Below are 19,211 nucleotides of genomic sequence, written 5' to 3' on the forward strand. Positions count from 1 at the left end.
CGGAGGGCTGTGGCTCGCACTTCCTTCATGCGTCCGTGGCCAGGTAGCACCTTCTCGGCAACCGTCACCAATCCGGCGCGTTCCAGTTCGTCCACATCCCGCTTCACAGCGCTGCGATCGCGATGCAGCCGCTCTGAAATTTCAGTGATCGATCCCGGCATCTCCTTCACGGAACGAAACAGCGCCAGGCGAGCCGTCGTAATGAGCTTCATCAGATCAGCCGGGTCTTCAAAGCTGATGATGCGGTCGTCACAGAAGTGCGTAAATGAGTGGCGTAATCACGTCACACTGGCCGGCGCCGCGTTATGCCAGATCGGAAGTAATCGCTACAATGCGGCGATGTTACTCGGCGTCAGTCGGGCCACGCTGTGGCAGTGGCAGTCACGCGTATCGAAGGGGGTGGGCGAACCCTGATGCCCGGTCTTGCGCCGGACAGGGGCTGACTTGAGCGCTGAAACCAGCATGACTACTCGATTTCGCGAAACATCACAACTTTCAAAGAACATATGAGAACTCACAACACCTTTCCGCTTTGGACAGCCGCGTTCCCGGTGTTATCCATCATTCTGGCCGTCGTCTTCCATCAACCCGCGTTGAGCGAGCTGATCGTCTGGGCAGCGCTACCCTTCCTGGTCCTGCTGTTCATCAATGTCTTTTCTGCCGTTCACCACGCAGAAACGATCGCGTTACGCATTGGAAACCCCTACGGAACCGTCGTACTGGCAGTCGCGGTCACGATCGTTGAAGTTTCAATCATCGTGACCGTCCTCATGAGCTCGCAGGACGAGATCATCACGATCGCACGCGATACCGTTTTCGCTGCAATCATGATTGCTCTCAACGGGATTATTGGCCTGGCCTTGCTGGTGGGTGGGCTACGTTATCGACAGCAGGAATTCAAGGCCCAAGGTACAACTGCAGCGCTGTCCGTCCTCGCAACCGTTGCGGTGCTCGCGCTTGTACTTCCTGACTTTACCTTGACTGTACCTGGCCCAATCTATGCACCAGCACAACTCGTCTTCGTTGCCGTCGTGTCCTTGTCTTTGTACGGGATTTTCCTCGTGATTCAGATGATCAGCCATCGCGATGACTTTACTGAGCTGCTTGCGGAGGAGACACATCGAACAACGCCTGACAACAAAGAATTCGTAGCGGCATGCATCCTGCTGCCCACTGCGCTGGTGTCGGTGATTCTCGTGGCCGAACTGCTCGCCCCGGTTATTGAAATGAATGTAAGCAACGCCGGTCTTCCCGTCGCCATCGTGGGGGTGGTGATCGCGATACTCGTATTACTACCGGAAGCCACCGCAGCCATTCGCGCGGCATTCAACAATAGGCTTCAGACCAGCTTGAACCTGGCGCTTGGATCCGCCCTGGCAAGTATTTGCCTGACCATCCCCGTCGTTGCAATGCTGACCCTGTTCATGGGGAAGCCGCTTGCGCTGGGGCTCGAGGGCGAACACATTGTCTTGCTCCTTCTGTCGCTCTTCATCTCGACGATCACCTTGGCCATGGGACGCACCACCATCCTGCAGGGTGCGGTCCATTTGGTCATCTTTGGTGCTTACCTGACCATCGCAGCGGTTCCTTGATCGCCGACGCAACAGGCTGATAGCGACGTAGCATGCTGCGCATCCGCGCGATCCGCCACCGCGAACGAGCACAGGCCATAGGATTCTTTCGGACTTGAGGCTGATCTACTACGCCGAAGAGGCCCGGATGCCTGCAAAGGTGGAATTCCGACTAAACTTCGACCAACTTGACTGCTGGCGCACATCGACATGAATGGTCTGACCTCTCTGGAGCAACTCCCGCAGACGAACATCTTTCGCAAGGGCGACGTGTTCGTGCTTTTCGGCGAACTTTTCGGGCGCGGCTACGCCAGCGGCCTGGTCAACGAAGCGCGGCGCGCGGGCATGGACATCGTCGGCATCACGGTTGGGCGGCGCGACGAGAACAACGCGCTGCGCCCGCTGAACGACGACGAACTGGCGGCGGCCGAGTCCGGGCTGGGCGGCAGGATCATCAACGTGCCGCTGATGGCGGGCTTCGATCTGGACGCACCCGCCGGCGAGCCCACGCCGACCGATCTGCTTGGCGCCCTGACGCTGAAGACGTGGATGGACGACAAGCTCGACTGGGCGCACATCGACAAGTGCCGGGAAGTCGGCATCCAGCGCTTCAGGAATGCGGTGGCCGAGGTCATGGCGACGCTCGACGACATGATCGGCGACGGTCGCAACGTGTTCTTCGCGCATACGATGGCCGGCGGCATCCCCAAGGCCAAGGTCTTCCTCGCAATCGCCAACCGCGTCTACAAGGGACGAGGGGATCGCTTCATGTCGTCCCGGACCCTGCTCGACAGCGATCTGGGCAAGCTGATCCTGCAGAACTTCGACGAGGTGTCGGCCAACACCTTCCAGCACCTGATCGACGGCAGTGCCGCGATCCGCGCGCGGATCGAACGGGCCGGCGGCCAGGTGCGCTATTCGGCCTACGGCTATCACGGCACCGAGATCCTGATCGACGACCGCTACCAGTGGCAGACCTACCCCAACTACACCCAGGGCCAGGCCAAGCTGCGACTCGAGCGCATCGCCCGCGCGGCGTGGGACGACGGCATCAAGGCGACGGTCTACAACTGCCCGGAGATCCGCACCAACTCGACCGATGTGTTCGCCGGCGTGGAGCTGCCGCTGATCTCGCTGCTGAACGCGCTGAAGAAGGAAGACGGCGGTGACTGGGCCAACGCGCAGTGGCAGGCGTGTCGCGACCTTCTGGCCGATGGCGTCACGCTCGAGAACGTGCTGCGCAAGGCCGCCGATTTTCAGCGCAGTGACGTGATGCGAGAGTTCCGAGACTTCGCGGCGTGGCCGATGACCAACAGCCCGGCCCAGGCCGATCTGACGATCGGCACATCGGACGAGATCGTGCAGCTGCACAAGGACCGCCAGGCGCTGATCACCGACCTGCTCAGCAGCCTCGTGCTCGAAGCCACCGGCCACCTGATCCTGCACGAGTCGTCGGCGCCCTCGGGGCCGGTCCTGTGGCTCAATCACGACATCGTCGCGCGGCAGCTGAATCAGCTCCACGCCTGAGCCTGGGCGAAGTGTCTTCTCGACCACCCGGTCTGGCCGTCGTGATCGGTGCCGGCGGCGGCATCGGGGCCTCGGTGCTCGCGCAACTGCGCGCGTCGGACAGATATGCGCACGTGATCGGACTCGGCCGCTTCACCGACCCCCCGATCGAACTCACCGATGAAGGCAGCATCGAGGCGGCCGCAGCGTGGATCGGTGAAACGGGCCTGCCGCTGCGGCTGGTCTTCGACGCAAGCGGTTTCCTGCATGACCAGCGCTTCACGCCCGAGAAGCGGCTGCAGCAACTCGATCCGGCGCACCTGGCCAAGGCGTTCGCGATCAACGCGATCGGGCCGGCCTTGCTGATGAAGCATTTCCTGCCCATGCTGGCGCGCGACGGCAAGTCGGTATTCGCGACACTGTCCGCCAAGGTGGGCAGTATCGGCGACAACCGCATGGGCGGCTGGTACGGCTATCGAGCCTCCAAGGCCGCGCTGAACCAGTTCGTCCGTACCGCCGCGATCGAGCTGAGGCGCCGCGCGCCGCACGCGATCTGCGTGTCGCTCCATCCCGGCACCACCGATACCGGCCTGTCGCGCCCGTTCGCGAAAAACGGACTGGATGTGCGCCCACCCGCGCAGGCCGCCGCGCAACTGCTCGACGTCATCGACCGGCTCGAACCGGACGACAGCGGCGGTTTTTTCGACTATGCCGGTCGTCCGCTTCCTTGGTGATCGGCCCGATCCTCGCGGCCAGGCCACTCAGGTGCCAACGCTGCAACCCGGCTTAGGACATCGGACGGGTTCGCGGTCGTTCGAACTTTGTTCCATATTATTGTCCTAGACAAAGTAGAACAAAGGTCCACACATGAACCAGAGACTTCCCGAGTCCTTGGCCCGTCAGATCCTTGCGACGATCGCGTCGTCAGGCTGCAGTCAGGCCGACGCGCAGACCCGCGCGGATCGAGACCAGCGCGAATTCGCGCCGAGTCGGTTTGCCGGCCTGCGCCGCGCGTTGACGGCCGATCCGGCGCGCTACGCGACCACCCGCAACCATCTGGACGGCGCGGTCACCGCGCTTTCGCCTTATCTGACGCATGGCCTGGTGAGTGAGGCCGAGGTCGCGGCAATGTGGCAATCCCGCTTAGGCCTGACGCTGGACGACAAACTTCTGATGGAGCTCTCGTGGCGGGCCTTCTTCCATGATGTGTGGCGGCGCCATGGCGACCGCATCCTGTCGGACATGCATGCCCCGGTGCTGCCGGGTATCGACTACCAGCACGAGATGCCGTCGGACATCGTGCGCGCCCGGACGGGGCTTCCGGTCATCGACAGGACGGTTGCGCGGCTGTATGCGCACGGCTACCTGCACAACCACCAGCGCATGTGGCTGGCGAGCTATTGCGTGCACATCCGCAAGGTGCATTGGCGGGCGGGTGCGGACTGGCTGTACGGACATCTGCTGGACGGAGATCTGGCCAGCAACCATTTGTCGTGGCAATGGGTCGCCGGCACCTTCAGCACCAAACCCTATCTGTTCAACGATGCGAACGTTGCGCGCTTTGCGCCCGATCTGTCCTTGCCCGGATCGCTGCTCGATTGCAGCTACGAGGATCTGGCCCGTGTCGCGGCGGCACCGGAGGCGACAGGCGGCACATCCGGTCATCGGGTGCAGCAGGCGGCACTCGACGTGCCGCGGCTGGTGGCTCGTACGCAGCGCTTTCTGCCCCCGGTCGACTTCGAACGGCTGAGCCGCGGTCAGCGGGTCGCGCTGGTCCATCCGTGGAGCCTCGGCCCGCGGCCGCAGGCGGACAGGGTCATCGGCGTCTTCCACCTGCCCTTCCATGCGCGCTTCCCGTGGTCCGCGAAGCGGTGGGACTTCGTGGTCCGCCGCATGTCGCGCCTGTGCGATGCGATCTGGACCGGCGACCTGGCCCAGTTCGCACCGGTGCTGGCACGCGCGGCAAAGGTCAGCGCCAGGGCGACATTGAATCCGGGCTACGCCACGGCACTCGCGAACCTGCCGCTCAGCCTCGAGAGTACCCCCGGATTTCTGCCACCCGCACCGGACGGGGTCGATTCGTTCAGCGCCTATCTGCGTCATCTGCGCCGATCCAGCCCCGAACTCTTTCAGGACCCACGGGCACCGCAGCGCAAACTGCATGCGTGAGCGCCGCACGGCACCGATGCCGGCCTCGGTAGTCCGTCGCAGGCCGTCGGACTCCGGCCGATCAGACCCTGAGCAACGCGACCTTCAGCGGCGGATTGCCGTCCGGGCTCGGAAAGTCCGCCTCCGGCACGATCCACTGGACGTCGTGCACGACCCGGCCGACCTTGCGCGCACTGCGCATCAACTGGTCCAGCCAGGCGTCACGGGCGACCTGCGCGACGTTGTTGCAGCAGATCAGCGTGCCGCCTTCGGCGGTGGCGAGCAGGGCTGGCTTGAACACCGCCGCGTAATCATTGACCAGGTCGACGACGCCGAACGCGCTCTTCGCATAGCGGGGCGGATCCACGAAGACCAGGTCGAACCGGCGCGGCGCGAGTTCCGGAAACGGCGGCATGCGCTTGCCGCGCACCACCTTCGGCTGCCCGATGCCCGAGAACTGACGCAGCGCGGCGAACGCATCGCTCTTCACGAAGCGCAGCCGTATCGGCAAAGCGTTCAGGCGGGCGTTGTCCTTGCCGACCTCCAGGCTGGACTCGGCGAAATCGACATTGACCACATACGCCGCGCCGGCCCTGGCAGCCGCGACGCCGACGCCGCAGGTATAGGCGAACACGTTCAGCAGCGACTTGCCGGCCGCCTCCCGTATCACACGGCGGCGTGCGGCGCGCAGGTCCAGGAACAGCCACGGATCCTGCCCGGCATGTCGCGCCTGAAAGCGGTAGCGCACGCCGATCTCGTTGAACACGCGGGGCTTTTGAGCGATGGCGAGGTGCTCCGACCCGAGCGGATTGGCGATGCGCGAGTTGGACCCGCTGCGATCGTTCCAGATGAGAGACAATCCAGGACATGCGTCGGCGTAGAAAGCCTCGATCCCGGCCAGTTCGGCGTCCGAAAGCGGCCGATGGAAAGTCTGCACCAGCAGCAGATCGCCGTAGCGATCCACGGTCACGCCGGGCATGCCCTCGACACTGCCGTGGAAGAGCCGATAGGCATCGGTGTGCTCGGCGGACAGCGCGACGATCAGCGCCTCGCGGGCCTGAAACGCATGTTCGAGCAGCCGGGTCGGATGGGACGTGGGCATGAGGGCGCTGCCTGGTTCGATGTTCGTAGGAAACCTTGCGGGCAGATCGCGGTCACTGCCTGTGTTGCGGGGATCGCGGTTTGCATCGGCCCTGCCAATCCGGGGGAAGGGCTGCGACATGATCTCATGTAAGGCAGAGATGATGGTCTTTGAACGGATCGACAAGGTCTATCACTTTGTTGCGCACGATTTCGTGCGCAACTACCCGCGGTGGTCGGAAGAGGTGGTTTCGCTGGAGGCGCTGAGCGACGGGCCGGTAAGCGAAGGTTTCAGGGCAAGGCAGGTGCGGGTGGACAAGGGGCATCGAACCGAGTCGATCTTCGAGGTGAGCGAGTTGATCCCGAACCGGCGGATCAGTTTCAGCGGCGTGAGCGCGGGCTATCGTGCCTGTTACGATCTGGAGGATATGCGTGGATCGACCCGGCTCACCTTCACCTTCGAGCTGACCCAGATCGAGGCGCGCATGAAACCCTTCGAAAAACTGATTCGACTGGCGGTTCAGGACGGCACGACCCGTACCGTGAGGAAGCTCGGTTCGCTGATCGAGCGGGCCATGATCGGCCGATGAAGTCTTCCTGGCGTTTTTCAGGCCGACGCCGCGTCGGCGCGCAGATTTGATGGAGAGCTTGGATGCTTCCGATATACAAGGATGAGGGGCTGATCCCGTTCGTGCTGACCCAGATCCTGGACAGTTGCGTCAATGGCGTCACGCTGTCCGACCCGGACCTGCCGGACAACCCGGTCATCTACGCGAACAAGGCCTTCGAGCAGATCACCGGCTATGCCCAGGACGAGATCATCGGCCGCAACTGCCGCTTCCTGCACCGGGAGGACTGCGACCCGGTGGCGCTGGACACGATTCGCCGGGCGCTGAGCCGGCATGAAGCGTGTACCGTGACCTTGCTGAATTACCGCAAGTCCGGCGAGCCGTTTCACAACCGCTTGTCGATCCGGCCGCTGGTGGACCCGCAGGGGCGCGTCATCTACTACCTCGGCGTGCAGTACGACGTGACCGAACAGGTTCTGGCGCGGGCCGAGATCGAGAAGCTGACGCTCGAACTGGAGATGCGCGGTGACCACTGATTCCTTCACCCGGGCCCGGCCGCCGGCCAATCCGGCGCGACACCGGGTCGGGCCATGCGTGTCTCAGGCAGGCCTGGCGACGCGGTTACGACCATCGCCTTGAAGCATTCCACCGCCCTTGTGAACGACGGGATTGCCTTCGTCGACATCGAGACCACCGGCGGCCCCACGCAGCGCGACTCGATCACCGAGATCGGCATAGTAGAGGTGGATGAAGACGGCGTGCGTGAATGGAGCACGCTGGTTCGTCCCGAGATGCGCATCCCGGAGCACATCCAGCGGCTGACCGGCATCTCCAACGACATGGTCGCGGATGCGCCGCGTTTCGCCCAGATCGCCGACGAGCTTTTCGACCGGCTGGAAGGGCGTCTGTTCGTCGCCCACAATGCCCGTTTCGATCACGGTCATCTGCGTGCTGCCTTCCGCCGCATCGGCATGGACATCCGGCCGCGTGTGCTGTGCACAGTGAAACTGTCGCGACGCCTGTTTCCCGAGCAGCGGCGCCACGGCCTGGATCACCTGATCGCGCGCCACGGCCTGTTGGTCAGCGAACGCCACCGTGCACTCGGCGATGCGGCACTGTTGTGGCAGTTCTGGCAGCGCTTGCACGAGCGTTTCCCGTCGGGCGTCATCGCCGCAACGGTGCGCGAACTGACCGGTCGTCCGGCACTGCCACCGCACCTGGACCCGGCGGAGATCGACCGACTGCCGGACGGACCGGGCGTGTATCTGTTCTACGGCGAAGGCGAGTTGCCGCTTTACATCGGCAAGAGCAGGCATGTGCGCACCCGCGTGCTGTCGCATTTCTCGGCCGATCACACCAGCGATCGCGAGCTCAGCCTGAGCCAGCAGGTACGGCGCATCGACGCGATGCCGACCGCGGGCGAGTTGGGCGCACTGATCCTGGAGGCCGAACTGATCAAATCGCGCCAACCGACCCACAACCGGGCCCTGCGGCGCAATCGCGACCTGTGCGCGTGGCGGCTGCACCCGGACCTGCTCGGTGACTGGCGGCTCGAGCTCGTTTCCGGCGACGACCTGGACCCGGGCAGCCAGGACCGGCTGTACGGCATCTTCCGCAGCCGACGCGAAGCAACCAGCCGTCTGCGCGCGATTGCACGGGATCACGCGCTGTGCCCGCCGTTGCTGGGGCTGGAGAAGCGGGAGACACCCGGCCGCTGCTTCAACTTCCAGCTCAAGCGCTGCAAGGGCGCCTGTGACGGTCATGAAGCCCGGCTCGCCCACGACCTGCGCCTGATGGAGGCGCTGGCGGCACTGAAGGTGGAATCCTGGCCGTACGCCGGACCGGTCGGTCTGCGCGAAGGCGACGTGATCCATGTCATCGACGGCTGGCGCTACCTCGGCTGCGCGCGGGACGAAGCCGAACTGGCCGAGTGCCTGAGCGCCGGCCGCCCGGCCTTCGATCTCGATCTGTACAAGTTGCTGGTCAAGGGGGTGCGCGGCGCCGACGTGCTGCCGCTGAGCCGTCCGGCGGCGCAGGAAACACCTCGCGTGCCGCTTTGCGACTGATCTCCTGCAACACCGGCTCCACGATGCGCCGGCCGGTCGTGATCAGGAATACCTGCTCCCTGACCTCGGGCACCTCACCGACCCTCACGACGCCGTACTGATCGCAGATGAACGGCCCGATCGCGCTCGGCGCGACGAAGAATCCCGCACCCTCCTGGCCGAAGGCCTTGAGCAAGGCCAGGTCGTCGCACTCGGCGACCACCTGCGGCCGGATGCGCCGGCGCGCGAACCAACGGGTCAGTTCGCCACGAAAGGCGACGTCCTCGCCCGGCATCAGAAACGGTGCCCCGTCCAAACAGACCGGGAAGGTATCTCCATGGCGATCGACGAGGGATGGTGCGCCGAACACGGACAGCGCACTCTCGCCGAGCAGGTGCGTATAGGCGCGCACGCTGAGATCCTGCGGCACGGGTCGGTCGGCGATCACCGCATCGAGCCGGTGCAGCGCAAGGTCGCCGAGCAGCCCAGCCAGCCGTCCCTCGCGACACACCAGGCGCACCGGTGTCGGGCCCGTCAGCGCGGATCCGAGCAAACGCGAGGTGACCGATTTCGGCACCGAGTCGCACACGCCGACGCGGAGCCGGGGTGCCTGCCGCTCGGCCGGGTCGCGCAGCAGTTCGACGATCTCGCTGCCCAGCGAAAAGATCTCCTCGGCCAGGCCCAGAATGCGCTCGCCGCTGTCGGTCAGCACCAGACGCCGGCCGACCCGCTTGAACAAGGCCACGCCGAGGGCCTCCTCGAGCTGGCCGATCTGGCCACTGACCGCGTGGGGCGTCAGGTGCAGCTGCTCGCTCGCGCGGGCCACGCTGCCCGATTTAGCGACAGCCCAGAAGTAGCGCAAATGCTTGAAGTTGAGTTGGTCCATCGGTTTCCATAGCCTCTATTTTTTCGATCCTTTATAGCATATAAATCGACTTTTTCGACACTGTGGCGCCGCGTATGCTGAGGCCTCACCAATCGGGTGATCGCTATTGGAGGAAGAACGATGCGGCACTATGAAACCGACAGCGCCCATGCAGCGGCGCGGGTACTATCGCTTGCACTGATGGCGGACGGCGCGCCGGACAAGTCCGAGTTCGACTGCTTGCACAGAATGGGGGCGCTGGAGCAGATCGGCATCGACCAGCATGCGTTCGAGGCCGTACTGCGCGAATTCTGCGAGGACGTGGAACAGAGCGTAGGCTATTTCGACGCCCTCAACCGTCAATTATCGCCCGATCTGATCGACGCGCTGCTCGACGAAGTCAGGAACCCGCACAGCCAGCGCCTGCTGTTGCGCTCCATCGTCGAGATCGCGATCGCGGACGGCTGCCTCAGCGACGGCGAACGCCAGGTGCTTTCCCGAGCGGTCGCGCTCTGGGGCATGCAGGCCAGTTGGCCGGTCCGGCTACGGCCGCAACAACCCTCGTGAGGCTGCCGGGGTTGCGGCATACTGTGGTCGCCGCAACCCCGCACCCTCACAAGGAGGCGCAGCATGGCCACGCGCACACCCGAGCCGCAATCGCAGAAGGATCAGGACAAGGACAACCATCTCGACACCAATGACCCTACCGGCTCATTGGGTCGCTGAACTGCGCGATCCGGTTTGCGATCCGCTTGCTGGCCGTGTTGATGGTGCTGGTCATCTACTGGTGCGTGGCCGACGTGGTGCTGGTGCTGCTCGAGCGCCTGTCCAGCCCGCCCGTGCTGCTCTCGACCTGAACGACATTTTCGTCGTGTTCGCGGCCTTTCTGGCCGTACTGATCGCGATCGAGATCTTTGCCAACATAACGCTTTATCTTCGCGACGAAGTCATTCACGTAAAACTGGTGATCGCGACCGCACTGATGGCGATCGCGCGAAAGGTGATCGTGCTCGACTTCAGCGAACTGGCGCGGGACGAAACCGGCCCGCGGACGTCGTCGCTAGCCTTTCTGCAGGTCAACGCGGTGTGGCTGTGCTTCCTGTTCTTCCTGTTCATGACCATGGCCTTCGGCGCGATCGGTTTTTGCGGCGGGCTGGCCGGCCCGTCGCGCGACATCCTGGTCAGACGCGTGGCCGCCAGCCGGTTCGGCGCATCCGCCTACGGCCGTATCTACGGCATGGTGTATTCGGGCCTGGACGCCGGTCTCGCGATCTCGCCGCTGGTCTTCGGCCCGATGATGGACGCGGCGGCCTTCACCACCGTGCTCGCCACGGTCGCAGTCCTGCAACTGCTCGCGGTCGCCGCCGCGGTGTCGGCATCCCGGTTCGGCGCCCGCGCGGCACGCCAACCGGCCACCTGACCCGCCGCCGTCCATTTTTCAGGCGCAGCCGGATCCATTCCGACTGCGATCACCGGTCAGGCGGTCTGGTAACCGGCCTCCTCGACGATCGCCCTCACATCGCCCTCGGACACGAACGCACTGTGCTCGACCACCGCGTCGCCGGTCTCCAGCGACACTTCCGCGTGCACGATGCCGGGCAGATCCTGGATCGCGTTCATCACCAGGCGCAGGCACTGTTCGTCTTTCATGCCGATGACCTTGAACTCGCTGCTTGGCATGGACAACTCCATGAATCGGTTAATGGGTTCGGCCGCAATGATAGGGCCTGTCGCCGATCCGGTCGATACCCGGCAGCTGCGGTTTCAGCACGCGCGGTTCAACGCGCCCTGGTCGGCCCGCGCGACATCGACCATAAGAATCCCCGGAATTCGGTGCTGGTCGTCCGACGACGACCGGAACACCGCGTTTCGAGCATCCGTCGCGGCTCCGACGAAGTCCGGGGTCCACGGCGGGTCATCAAATCCGCACCTTTGTCCGCGACTCGGGTCAGAATAGCGTTTTGATCAAACAGCTTCTGCAGAGGCCGGCGCGAGCGCGCGACGGCCTCTGCCGTTCAGGGTGGCCCGAGAGATGTTCGGTTTTCTGCAAGGCTTCGCGTACGGCCTGTTCGTATCCTGCATGCCCTGGTTCATCGCGGGCATGGTCAACCCGCGCCTGGCGGTTCCGAACGACCCGCCGCGGCGCTGGCAGGTCTTCCTGCGCTACGGGTTCATCATCCCCTTCGTCGTGTTCCTGACGTGGATCACATCGCTGTGGGGCGGCTTCGAGCCGAGTCTCGCCGGCTGGCTGGCCGGCCTGCTCGCGGTGCCGGCCGACCTCTTCGTCGAGCGGCGCTGGCGACGCTGGCGGGCCGCGGCGGACGCGCGTCGTCGCGACGCGGAACGCGATCGCATCGCTGCCCGGCAACGTGCGACGCTGGAGCGCGAAGAGCGCGAGTCGGGACTGCGGGTGCTCGATCCGGCCCATCCCCCGGCCGATGCGGATGACATCGTGACTGGCTTGTGCGCGGCCAAGCAACGGCTGCTCGATGCGCGACGACCGGACCTGGCGATGGGGGCCGACCGCATCTACTCCCGCTATGCCCATGTCAGGGAGGTCATCGCGTCCAAGTTCGACCGCCGCGAGATGGCCTTCGAACGCGCGTCGGGGCTGGTTGCGGAGGTCTGCCGCGGCGTGCTCGACCAGCTTGACGCGATGGCGTCGCTGGCGCACGGCATCGCCGGCATCGACGCGGACTTCGTGCGTCGGCGGCTGGAGCACCATCACGACGCCCTTGCACTGGAGGAGGCCGAGGCGCTCGCGCGCCGTCTGCAGCTGGTGGATGATACCGAGCGTCGGTTGCGCGAGCTCGGCGGCGGCATCGAGGCCGCGTTGACCGCGCTCGACGATACCGCGGTCGCGGTGTCTGCGGTCGAGACGTCGCGGCCCCTGGCCGCAGTCACGGCCGAACAGGCCCTGCGAGACCTGCGTCGCTTCGTGGACCGCGCGCCGTCCTACAGTCGAAATACCTGAAACCACCCGACCCTTTTGCGGAGAGACCGCCATGAGCCAACCGAACCGAAGCGACTCCCCTTCCTCCCCGCTCAGCCTGTCGCTGCCGCCGATACCCGAGATCGAGCGGGAAGTGGAGGCCTCGCTCTCCCCCCCTGCCGAGGACCCCGAGCTCGCTCAGATGGCCGACGTGTTCGTGCGCGACGTGCTGGCGGTGGCCGAGGCGGACCCGAACGTGCAGCGCCAGCGTCAGGCCATCGACGGCATGGGCATCGAGATCCAGCGTCAGGCCGCGCACCGCAGCGCGATGCTGCAGACGCCGATACGCAAGCTCGCGCACCAGGGCGACGAGGGCGGCCCGGTCGCGAAGGCCCTGATCGAACTGCGGGGCAAGATGCAGGATCTCGATCCGCAGCGACACGAACTGTCGACCGGTGGCGTCGCGCGCGCACTGTCCTTCATCCCCGGTGTCGGCAACCGCATGCAGCGCTATTTCCACAAGTTCGAGAGCACCCAGGAGGCGCTGGACGCGATCATTCGCGACCTGGAATCGGGCAGCGACATGCTGCGTCGTGACAACGTCACGCTGGCCGACGACCAGGAAGTGCTGCGCGGGCTGATCGTGCAGTTGCGCCGTCAGATCGAACTCGGCCGGCTGATCGACGCGCGTCTGGTGAGCGCAGCGATGAAGCTCAGCATCCAGGACGCACAACGCGCCTTCATCGAGGAGGAGTTGCTGTTCCCGCTGCGTCAGCGCATCCTGGATCTGCAGCAGCAGCTCGCGGTAAGCCAGCAGGGCGTGCTCGCGCTCGAGGTGGTGATCCGCAACAACCGCGAGCTGGTCCGTGGTGTCGATCGTGCGCTCAACGTCACCGTGTCGGCGCTCAACGTCGCGGTCACCACCGCGCTGGCGCTGGCCAACCAGCGCCTGGTGCTGGACCGCATCGAGGCGCTCAACACGACCACGTCCGACCTGATCGCCGGCACGGCCAAGGCCCTGCGCACGCAGGGCGTCGAGATCCAGACCCGCGCGTCCTCGACCGTGCTCGACATGGAGAAACTCGAGTCGGCTTTCACCGATGTCATCGGCGCGATCGACGAAGTGTCCCGCTACCGCCGCGAGGCCCTGCCGAAGCTGGACGAGCAGATCGACCGGCTGACTGAACTGGCGACCCGCGGCGACGCCGCAATCGCACGACTCGACGAGGGCAACGCGGCGCAGAGCGGTCAGCGCCTCGAGTCCCCGCCGAGCGACAGGACTTCCTGACGCGTCGGCACGCGACTCGGTGGGGCGGGGCAGACCGGTCGCGTTGGGCGGATGACCACCGCATTGGCCTGGATGACCACGATGGCCCTCGTGGTCGGACCCCATATGCGCGAAAGCCGAGGGCAGCTGACTGCCGATGCGCGTTCCGGCTCAGCGCTGCAGCGCGCCCGCCTCCATCTGCAGGAACACGTTGTATGCGTTCAGGCGGTTGGCCTCGCGGAAGGCGGGAAGCTTCTGCCAGTCGCTCCAGTCGGTCTCGTCGTAGGCTTCGTCGAAGGACTTGAGGTCGGCGACCGCCTCGCCCATCGCGTTCCGCAGAAACTTCAGATAGTCCCGGGTCATGTTCAGATCGGCCTGCGGGTCGGTCGACGCCGGTCCGTGGCCAGGCACCAGCACCGCCGGATTCAGCTCGATCAGCGCTTCCAGCGCAACCAGCCAGCGTTCGGTGTCGGCGCCGCCGACGAACGGGATGCGGCCGCGGAACAGCATGTCGCCGGCGAACAGGACCTCGTCCTCGACCACCTCGAGCACCAGATCCTCGGGCGAATGGGCCGGACCGACGTGCAGGATGCGAAAGCTCAGGCCGCCGAGTTCGAAGTGCGTGTCGCCGTCGAACCAGCGGTCCGCCGGCACCAGACGGGTGTTCTCGTCCACGAACGGAAACAGGTCGGCGCGGCGTTGCGCGAGCCGCTGCTGTGCGAGGTCGGAATTCGGCACGTCCTCGCCGAGTCGATGCGCCCATATCTCGATGCCGGCATCCTGGAAGGCCTGAAGCCCGTAGTAGTGGTCCGCGTGATAGTGACTGACGACGATCTTGCGGATGGGCCGATCGGTGAGCTTGCCGATCTCGGCGATCAGTTGCGCGCCCAGCGCGGGTGTGCCCAGCGCATCGAACACCACGACGCCGTCATCGGTGATCACGAAACCGGCATTCGACATGAATCCCTCGTTGGCAGACGATGCCATGCCCGGCTTTCCGGCGACATACCAGGAATGCTCGGAAATCCGGACCGGTGTCATGTCAACCGCCGCCGCCAGCGGCGGGACAAGGAGCAACAGAAGCGCTGCGATGCGCATCAGAATCGTCTGCATTTTTTCTCCACTTATGCTTATATATGGATATGCTAACAAATTCAGTGTATTCAGTCGATTTGCGCCACAGCAACAGCCTGCGGGGGCTGCGTTATCATAGACGCCTAGCTGACGGAGCCGGAACATGACCAAGCGCGACACGACCCTGACCACCGACCAGAAAGCTCTCAAGATCAACCTCGACAAGTTCAAGTACGGCTCCATCGTCGAGATCGGAGCCGGACAGGAGGTCGCGCGGCGCTTCTTCCATGTGGGCGCGGCGGCGGGCACGATCGCGAAGACCATGTCGGCCTACGACATGGCGGTCAGCGACGACATCTACGGGCCCGTGGATCGCTATGTCAGCCGTGCCCGCCTGATGCAGATGCTGGAGAAGGAATTCGACCAGGTGGTCAGCCGACTGTCCAAGGTGCGTTCGCGCAACACCACCTTCTTCGCCTACGCCGCCACCGTGACCGCGCGCAGCTTCAAGCAGCAGAACGAGTGCCACGGCTGGATCGGGCTGCGGGTTCAACTGCATCCGGGTGCGGCGCCGAGTGACATCGTGATGCATGTGCGCATGCTGGACAACGATAATGCGATGCAGTCCGAGGCGCTCGGCATCCTCGGCGTGAACCTGATCCACGCCGCATTCTTCTATCACACCCATCCGGAGTGGATCATCGAGGCGCTGGCCGACGGGCTGGGTTCGGACCGCATCGAGGTGGACCTGATCCATTTCGCCGGTCCGTACTTCGAGGAGGTCGAGAACCGGCTGATGAACCTGCACCTGATCCGCAGCTGGCTGACCCGCGCAGTCATCTTCAATCCGGATGGCGAGGTGGTGGTGCCGGGCGAACTCTTCCACCGCAAGCCGGTGCTGGTCATCCGCGGCAGCTTCAAACCGGTGACCCGGGTGAACGTGGACATGATGAGTGCCGGACTGCGGCAGTTTGGCCAGATCGAGGGGGTCGAGGAATCGAACACTATGGCGCTGGCCGAGATCACGATGAACTCGCTGGTGTCCGGCGACAACGTGGACAACGCCGACTTCCTGGCGCGGGTCGACCTGCTCGCGTCGCTCGGCTACACGGTCATGATCTCGGACTATGTGCGCTTCTTCCGCCTGCGCGCCTACCTGCGGCGCTACACGCAGAAGCCGATCGGCATCGTGCTCAGCGTGCGTGATTTCGAAGCGCTGTTCGACGAGAAATACTACGAGGGCCTGGAAGGCGGCATGCTGGAGGCCTTCGGCAAGCTCTTCCCGGACAACACCCATGTCTATACCTATCCGTCGCGCCCCCGCGGCGAGAGCGAGCTGGTCACGCTGGACACGGTACAGGTGCCGCGGCACCTGCGTCACCTGCTCGCGCACCTGGTCGACAACGGCAAACTGGTCGGGATCGAACATTACGACGAGGGAGTGTTGCACATCGATGTCAGCGAGGTCCTGTCCGGTCTGCGCAAGGGACGCGGCCGCTGGGAAGAGGACGTACCGGACAGCGTCGCGTCGGCGGTGATCGGGCGCCGGCTGCTGGGTTACGACACCGAATGACGGAGCGACCGGTCGAGCCGACCGCTCCGCAACCCCGATCGATGCTGCCCGGAATCGCGCCATGCGCCGATGACGTGTTCGCGCCGCCCGGTATGGACCAGCCCATCAACATGATCACCAGGCCGAATCCGAACCCACCCTCGCCATCGCCCGCGGCCCGGGCCGCCTCCGCCGATTCCCGGGTCATGTCGGCCTGGGCCTGCGACAGCCGCGCGACCCAGTCGGCGCTGGCCCGCGGTACGCTTGCGACGCTGTCTCTCCACGCGATCTACACCGACATGCCGACCGTATCGAGCAGTTTCCAGTGCTGGCTCATGACCTTGACCTGCACCTGGATCGGTGGGCGATGGCGATCGCGTCGGATCTTACCCGAGTGCAGGCGGTGCGCGACGATTCGCGCTAACATCGGCGCAACGCAAACACCGGTCTCGATCCTGTCGCCATGGCGCGCATCTACCCCGAAGGATGGCAACGCATTCCGGCCGAAGGCGCGCTCGGACGCAAGCTGGAAACCCTGGCGGCGTTCGCGAAACAGCTACCCGACGCGCTCGCGGTCTATCACGGCATTCACTGGACACGGGTCGAATCGGACAGGACATCGTTCGGCGACATCGACTTCATCGTGATCGGGCCGGGCGGCCGCATGGTGGTGATCGAACAATGCACCGGCTTCCTTGACGAGACACAGGAAGGTCTGATCAGGGGCTATTCGCGCCAGCGTCACAATGTCAGTGCGCAGATCGTGGCCGCGAGCGTGAACCTGCGTGCCCGCTTGAGCGCCTTTCTCGGCGGAGGCGAACCCTCGATCGATTACCTGCTGCATTGCCCGGACTACTCCTTGCGCCGACCCGGCAGCGCCGGGCTCGATCCCTCCCGGATCATCGATGCGACCCGACGCGACCAGCTCGCCGCCACCGTCATCGGGCTGACGCTGGACGGGGAGCCCGATGCACGCCGGGTCGAGGAGATCCACCGTTTCATGGTCAATACGCTGCAACTGGTCCCGGAGGTCAATGCCATCGTCGGCCAGGCCGAGGCGCTGTACACCCGGCTCGCCGGCGGGCTGGCCGAATGGGCGCGCAAGATCGACATGACGCCGTTCCGGCTACGGGTGACCGGCACCGCCGGCAGCGGCAAGACGCAGCTCGCGATGGCGGTGTTCCGCGATGCACTCGCCGCCGGGCGACGGCCGCTATACGTGTGCTACAACCGCCCGCTCGCCGACCATATCGCCGCGATCGCGCCCGCCGGCGGAGAGGTCGTCACCTATCACCAGCTGTGCGACCGCATGCTGCGCGATGCCGGTCGCGAGCCGGATTTCACGCGTCCGGGCGCCTTCGCGCGCATGGAGCAGGACGCGCTGGCACTGACTCCGGGCGACGCGTGGCGGTTCGACGAGCTCATCATCGACGAAGGGCAGGACTTCCAGGCGAGCTGGTGCGACCGGCTGCTCGGCTTGCTGCGGCCGGAAGGACGGGCGTGGTGGCTGGAGGATCCGATGCAGAACCTGTACGACCGCCCGGACGTCGAGCTACCCGGCTGGGTGCGGCTGCACAGCGAGCGCAACTACCGCAGCCCCTCCGATATCGTCGTCGCGCTGAACGAACGGCTGGGCCTGACCGAAACGGTGCAGGCGGGCAGCCCGATCGCGGAATCCGGACTCGAGATCCTGAGCTGGCAAGACGAAAGCGCGCTGATCGAGCAGACCAAGCGCGCGGTGACCCGCGCGATCGGGCTCGGCTACAGGCGCGACATGATCGCGCTGATCACGTATCGCGGCCGCGAGCACTCCGTATTCGCGCCCTTCGAACGGCTCGGACAGCATGGGCTCAAGTCCTTCACCGGTCGCTACGATCTGCTAGGCAACCCGATCTATTCCGATGGCGACTTCCTGATCGATTCGGTCTATCGATTCAAGGGGCAGGCCGCGCCCTGCGTGATCTTCACCGAGATCGACTTCGACAGCCTGGACCCGCTCACGGTCCGCAAGCTCTTCGTCGGTGCGACCCGGGCAAGCATGAAGCTGATCCTGGTCGCGTCCGAGCGCGCCGCCCGCCAGCTGGCATGGAAGTCACCGGAGAGCTGACGCGAGGCTGGGCAGGCCTGCGCAACTGGCCGATCAGCGCGACGAGAACTTGCTCATCAACTGCTGCAGCTTCTCGGCCTTGCGCTGCTCGGCCTCCTCGGCACGGCGGCGCGCCTCTTCTTCCTTCTGCTTGTCGCGCTTGCGCCGCGCGACCTCGGCAAACCGCTCCTTCAGCGTCTGCGCCGCATGCGCGCGATGCTCCTCGCTGACTTCGCCGTTCTCGTTGCCGTCGAAGTCGAAGCGGTGCGTGGCCTTTTCCATCGCCTTCAGATAACGCGTCGACGCGGTGTGCATGCGCATCGCGGTCCGCACGACCTTGCGGTCCAGTTCCGGAAAGCGGGCCATGACGGTCTTGTCGATGCGCAAGGCCAGCGGCTTGAAGTCGCGAAAGGTCGGCGACATTTCCTGCAGCTTCAGGATCAGACCGCGGGGATCGATCGACTCCTTGGGCCTGGGATCGGGTGATTCGGGCTGTACTTCGGCTTCGGTGTTCAT

20 protein-coding genes are annotated in these 19,211 nt (G+C 65.0%); 13 read left to right on the forward strand and 7 right to left on the reverse strand.

All coding sequences use genetic code 11. The features are described from left to right. Window positions 1-212, reverse strand: a 212-nt coding sequence (locus ACKVEX_RS15655) for an HVO_A0114 family putative DNA-binding protein (protein WP_473216673.1), incomplete at its 3' end; no start/stop codon positions are given. A gap of 294 nt (window positions 213-506) precedes the next feature. Here ACKVEX_RS15655 and ACKVEX_RS15660 point away from each other — a divergent pair. The 4 genes from ACKVEX_RS15660 to ACKVEX_RS15675 all read left to right on the forward strand — a co-directional run bounded on the left by ACKVEX_RS15660 (window position 507) and on the right by ACKVEX_RS15675 (window position 5,246). Continuing rightward, the gene (locus ACKVEX_RS15660) at window positions 507-1,592 is read left to right on the forward strand and encodes a calcium:cation antiporter (protein WP_473216674.1); all 1,086 of its coding nucleotides are present in this window, start codon (window positions 507-509) and stop codon (window positions 1,590-1,592) included. A gap of 189 nt (window positions 1,593-1,781) precedes the next feature. Next, entirely contained in the window at window positions 1,782-3,098 is a 1,317-nt protein-coding gene (locus ACKVEX_RS15665; protein WP_473216675.1) for an enoyl ACP reductase FabMG family protein, read from the forward strand. Between the two features lie 11 nt (window positions 3,099-3,109). Next, window positions 3,110-3,811: an SDR family oxidoreductase gene (locus tag ACKVEX_RS15670; protein ID WP_473216676.1), complete on the forward strand. Its 702-nt coding sequence runs from the start codon at window positions 3,110-3,112 to the stop codon at window positions 3,809-3,811. 133 nt (window positions 3,812-3,944) lie between these two features. Continuing rightward, entirely contained in the window at window positions 3,945-5,246 is a 1,302-nt protein-coding gene (locus tag ACKVEX_RS15675; protein ID WP_473216677.1) for an FAD-binding domain-containing protein, read from the forward strand. Between the two features lie 61 nt (window positions 5,247-5,307). On the opposite strand, the gene ACKVEX_RS15680 is transcribed toward ACKVEX_RS15675, so the two are convergent. Next, window positions 5,308-6,327 carry a class I SAM-dependent rRNA methyltransferase gene (locus tag ACKVEX_RS15680; RefSeq protein ID WP_473216678.1) on the reverse strand — a complete coding sequence of 340 codons (1,020 nt, stop codon included), beginning with the start codon at window positions 6,325-6,327 and terminating at the stop codon, window positions 5,308-5,310. Window positions 6,328-6,445: 118 nt separating this feature from the next. Between ACKVEX_RS15680 and ACKVEX_RS15685 the strand changes: the two genes are divergently transcribed. The 3 genes from ACKVEX_RS15685 to ACKVEX_RS15695 all read left to right on the forward strand — a co-directional run bounded on the left by ACKVEX_RS15685 (window position 6,446) and on the right by ACKVEX_RS15695 (window position 8,940). Continuing rightward, a complete protein-coding gene (locus ACKVEX_RS15685; RefSeq protein ID WP_473216679.1) occupies window positions 6,446-6,895 on the forward strand; it encodes an SRPBCC family protein in 450 nt (149 codons plus the stop codon). A 62-nt stretch (window positions 6,896-6,957) separates the two neighbouring features. Further along, window positions 6,958-7,410 (forward strand): PAS domain-containing protein, encoded by a 453-nt coding sequence (locus ACKVEX_RS15690; protein WP_473216680.1) that lies wholly within the window; start codon window positions 6,958-6,960, stop codon window positions 7,408-7,410. A 99-nt stretch (window positions 7,411-7,509) separates the two neighbouring features. Next, window positions 7,510-8,940: an exonuclease domain-containing protein gene (locus ACKVEX_RS15695; protein WP_473216681.1), complete on the forward strand. Its 1,431-nt coding sequence runs from the start codon at window positions 7,510-7,512 to the stop codon at window positions 8,938-8,940. Here ACKVEX_RS15695 and ACKVEX_RS15700 read toward each other — a convergent pair. After that, window positions 8,858-9,805 carry a LysR family transcriptional regulator gene (locus ACKVEX_RS15700; protein ID WP_473216682.1) on the reverse strand — a complete coding sequence of 316 codons (948 nt, stop codon included), beginning with the start codon at window positions 9,803-9,805 and terminating at the stop codon, window positions 8,858-8,860. The genes ACKVEX_RS15695 and ACKVEX_RS15700 overlap by 83 nt on opposite strands. 120 nt (window positions 9,806-9,925) lie before the next feature. Between ACKVEX_RS15700 and ACKVEX_RS15705 the strand changes: the two genes are divergently transcribed. Further along, on the forward strand, window positions 9,926-10,351 hold the full coding sequence (locus ACKVEX_RS15705) for a TerB family tellurite resistance protein (RefSeq protein WP_473216683.1): 426 nt from the start codon (window positions 9,926-9,928) through the stop codon (window positions 10,349-10,351). Window positions 10,352-10,655: 304 nt separating this feature from the next. Beyond that, a complete protein-coding gene (locus ACKVEX_RS15710; RefSeq protein ID WP_473216684.1) occupies window positions 10,656-11,204 on the forward strand; it encodes a phosphate-starvation-inducible PsiE family protein in 549 nt (182 codons plus the stop codon). Between the two features lie 56 nt (window positions 11,205-11,260). Here the strand turns inward: ACKVEX_RS15710 and ACKVEX_RS15715 are convergent, their stop codons facing one another. After that, window positions 11,261-11,464 carry a heavy-metal-associated domain-containing protein gene (locus ACKVEX_RS15715; RefSeq protein ID WP_473216685.1) on the reverse strand — a complete coding sequence of 68 codons (204 nt, stop codon included), beginning with the start codon at window positions 11,462-11,464 and terminating at the stop codon, window positions 11,261-11,263. 352 nt (window positions 11,465-11,816) lie between these two features. Between ACKVEX_RS15715 and ACKVEX_RS15720 the strand changes: the two genes are divergently transcribed. Next, complete coding sequence (locus tag ACKVEX_RS15720) at window positions 11,817-12,758, forward strand: cobyrinic acid a,c-diamide synthase (protein WP_473216686.1); 942 nt, start codon at window positions 11,817-11,819, stop codon at window positions 12,756-12,758. 31 nt (window positions 12,759-12,789) lie between these two features. Continuing rightward, window positions 12,790-14,004, forward strand: a complete 1,215-nt coding sequence (locus ACKVEX_RS15725) for a toxic anion resistance protein (RefSeq protein WP_473216687.1) — start codon at window positions 12,790-12,792, stop codon at window positions 14,002-14,004. A gap of 150 nt (window positions 14,005-14,154) precedes the next feature. Here the strand turns inward: ACKVEX_RS15725 and ACKVEX_RS15730 are convergent, their stop codons facing one another. After that, window positions 14,155-15,096: an MBL fold metallo-hydrolase gene (locus tag ACKVEX_RS15730; protein ID WP_473216688.1), complete on the reverse strand. Its 942-nt coding sequence runs from the start codon at window positions 15,094-15,096 to the stop codon at window positions 14,155-14,157. A gap of 124 nt (window positions 15,097-15,220) precedes the next feature. Here ACKVEX_RS15730 and ACKVEX_RS15735 point away from each other — a divergent pair, with 124 nt between their 5' ends. Continuing rightward, window positions 15,221-16,630, forward strand: coding sequence for a TonB-dependent receptor (locus ACKVEX_RS15735; protein WP_473216689.1), 1,410 nt, complete (start codon window positions 15,221-15,223; stop codon window positions 16,628-16,630). Between the two features lie 268 nt (window positions 16,631-16,898). On the opposite strand, the gene ACKVEX_RS15740 is transcribed toward ACKVEX_RS15735, so the two are convergent. Next, window positions 16,899-17,036, reverse strand: a complete 138-nt coding sequence (locus tag ACKVEX_RS15740; protein ID WP_473216690.1) for a hypothetical protein — start codon at window positions 17,034-17,036, stop codon at window positions 16,899-16,901. 36 nt (window positions 17,037-17,072) lie between these two features. Between ACKVEX_RS15740 and ACKVEX_RS15745 the strand changes: the two genes are divergently transcribed. After that, a complete protein-coding gene (locus ACKVEX_RS15745) occupies window positions 17,073-18,716 on the forward strand; it encodes an ATP-binding domain-containing protein (protein WP_473216691.1) in 1,644 nt (547 codons plus the stop codon). Window positions 18,717-18,749: 33 nt separating this feature from the next. On the opposite strand, the gene ACKVEX_RS15750 is transcribed toward ACKVEX_RS15745, so the two are convergent. Further along, complete coding sequence (locus tag ACKVEX_RS15750; RefSeq protein ID WP_473216692.1) at window positions 18,750-19,211, reverse strand: ProQ/FINO family protein; 462 nt, start codon at window positions 19,209-19,211, stop codon at window positions 18,750-18,752.

Source organism: Denitraticella aggregata, assembly GCF_048158365.1.
Taxonomy (GTDB): domain Bacteria; phylum Pseudomonadota; class Gammaproteobacteria; order Burkholderiales; family Rhodocyclaceae; genus Azoarcus_F.